2 protein-coding genes and 1 pseudogene are annotated in these 2,414 nt (G+C 70.4%); 1 reads left to right on the top strand and 2 read right to left on the bottom strand.

Translation table 11 applies throughout. The features are described from left to right. Nucleotides 1-11 precede the first annotated feature (11 nt). Nucleotides 12-197 (top strand): annotated as a pseudogene (locus D7W82_RS39325) (hypothetical protein); the annotation flags it as partial. A 17-nt stretch (nucleotides 198-214) separates the two neighbouring features. On the opposite strand, the gene serB reads toward D7W82_RS39325, so the two are convergent. Together serB and D7W82_RS39315 are read right to left on the bottom strand one after the other, a co-directional pair. Next, nucleotides 215-1,411 (bottom strand): phosphoserine phosphatase SerB, encoded by a 1,197-nt coding sequence (gene serB, locus D7W82_RS39320; RefSeq protein ID WP_120623141.1) that lies wholly within the window; start codon nucleotides 1,409-1,411, stop codon nucleotides 215-217. A 100-nt stretch (nucleotides 1,412-1,511) separates the two neighbouring features. Next, nucleotides 1,512-2,414, bottom strand: a 903-nt coding sequence (locus D7W82_RS39315) for a serine/threonine-protein kinase (RefSeq protein ID WP_147439777.1), incomplete at its 5' end; no start/stop codon positions are given.

Here is a 2,414-nt window from a genome sequence, read left to right as displayed (position 1 = left end):
TATAAGAGACAGTCCTGGATGAAATCCTCGCGGGCGGCGCGCCCACCAACGAGTGGACCGAGGAGGACCTGGCCCGCCTGCAGACGGTGCAGCAGAACCAGGAGAAGAGCTCCAAGATTCTGCGCGCCCTGCTGGAGCTCGTCTTCGAGAAGGGCGCCGTGCAGCAGCGCGAGCTGGCCGCGCGCATGCGCGTCTGAGCCTGTCTTGTCTTGTTTCAGCCCACCTCGCGCAGCTCGCGCGCGGTGAGCCCCAAGAGCGTGAGGATGGTGTCCAGCCCGCCGGCGGAGATGGACGTGTCGGCGGCCTCGCGCAGCTTCGGCTTGGCGCGGAAGGCGATGCCCAGCCCCGCCTTCTCCAGCATCAGCAAATCGTTGGCCCCGTCACCCACGGCGATGACCTGCTCCAGGAGGATGCCCTCCGCTTCCGCCAGCGTCTCCAGGAGCTCCGCCTTGCGGCGCGCGTTGACGATGGTGCCCACGGTGCGGCCGGTGAGCTTCCCGTCCTGGACCTCCAGCGCGTTGGAGTACGCGAAGTCGATGCCCAGCCGCTTCTGGAGCGCCTCGGCCGCCACGGAGAAGCCGCCGCTGATGACCGCGGTGCGGTAGCCCAGGCGCCGGAGCACGCGGATGAGCGTCTCCGCTCCTTCGGTGAGCGGCAGGTTCGCGGCCAGCTCGTGCAGCACGCGCGCATCCAGCCCGGCGAGCAGCGCCACGCGCTGGCGCAGGGACTCGTCGTAGTCCATCTCCCCGTGCATCGCGCGCTCGGTGATGGCGGCCACCTTCGCGTGGACGCCGTACGCGCGCGCCAGCTCGTCGATGACCTCGATGCGGATGAGCGTGGAGTCCATGTCCATCACCACCATCCGCTTGCCGCGCCGGTAGAGGCTCTCGCGCTGGAGGGCGACATCGAACGTGGGGCTCGCCATGGACAGCGCCAGCAGCGCGCGCTTGAGCGCCGCCGTGTCCGCGTCCGGCGGCAGCGTGACGTGCAGCTCCACCGCCGCGAGCGGCGTCTCGCTCAGCCGGGTGATGCGCTCCACGCGCGCGTTGCCCGCCACCAGCTGTTGCGTCAGCGCATGCACGTCGTGCACGCCCAGCGCCTTGCCCACCGCGGTGACGACATAGCGCAGCGGCTCCACCCCCGGCGCTGGAGACGTGATGGCCGGAGGCACCGCGCGCACGTCCACCGTGACGCCCAGCTCGCGGGCCAGCTCGGGGAGCGCCTGGAGGGACTCGCCACCGGGCAGGCGCACCCAGAGGGCCAGGGTGAGCAGGCCCTGCACCACCACCTGCTCCACGTCGAGCAGCTCCGCGCCCGCTTTCGCGAGCAGGCCGGTGAGGCGGGCGGTGGTGTCGGGGCCGTCCCTGCCGGTGACGGTGAGGAGGACGCTGTCAGAAGAGCGCGTGGACATGGGCGCGCCGCAGTCTGACAGGGTTCAGCGGGGACGGGCGAGCCCGTCCATGTGGCGACGGGCGGGCCTCGCTTCGGAGGCCCGCCTGCCCGGCCTGCGGCTACTCCTGCGGATCCGACGACAGGATGAGCGCGCCGCGGTCCAGGTACTCGCGCTCCGGGAAGGCCTTGTAGAAGTCCGCCAGCATCGCGTCCACGTCCGGGTAGCGCTGCTCGCGCCGGTCCTGCGTGGCCTTGTCGAAGAGCTGATCCAACCCGCTGGGCGCCTCCGGGTTCACCTCCGACGGCAGCGGCGAGCGGCGGCCCGGAATCTGACCGGTGAACATCTCGTAGAGCAGGATGCCCAGGGCGTACACGTCCGCGGCGGGACCCGCCTCCTGGACGCCCTTGTTCATCAGCTCCGGCGCCATGTAGACCATGCCGCCCGTGCCCACGAACACCTGGGGCATGCCCTTCGTCGCGTCCACCTCCACCACGCGGCTCATGCCGAAGTCGGAGAGCTTCGCGTTGCCGTACGCGTCGAAGAGGACGTTCTCCGGCTTGATGTTGTGGTGGGTGAGCCCCGCGGCGTGCGCGGCCTTCAGCCCGTACGCCAGCTGCAGGAAGGTGCGCAGCGCGTGCTGCACGTCAATGCCCTTGCCGCCGGCGGCCTCCAGCTTCTCCTTCAGGCTGCCGCGCATCAGCTCCACCACGAAGTAGGGCCGCGCCGAGTCCACGTTCTGGTCGAGGATCTGCACCACGCCCGGGTGGCGCACCTGCGCCTGCGCGCACAGCTCCTTCTTCAGGCGCTTGAGGACCTCACCGCGCTGCAGGAAGGAGAAGTAGCCGAAGATGTCCTTCAGCTCCTTGATGCAGATGTCCAGCCCCAGCGCGTTGTAGCGGCCCTTGAAGACCGTCCCCAGCGGCCCCGTGCCAATGGGGTCGAACTTCTGGTAGCGCAGGTCCAGGTCGCTGGAGCCCTTCGCGGCGGCCGCGGCGGCGGCGTGGGGAACCGGGGCTGCGGG

The sequence above is a fragment of the Corallococcus sp. CA049B genome (genome assembly GCF_003611685.1).
GTDB lineage: Bacteria > Myxococcota > Myxococcia > Myxococcales > Myxococcaceae > Corallococcus > Corallococcus coralloides.
The sequence above is the reverse complement of the archived record's forward strand: the minus strand, read 5'-3'. Positions and strand labels throughout refer to the sequence as shown.

Coding starts and splice junctions, on each gene's coding strand:
- serB (WP_120623141.1), bottom strand. CDS start 1,411: ATGTCCACGCGCTCTTCTGACAGCGTCCTCCTCACCGTCACCGGCAGG.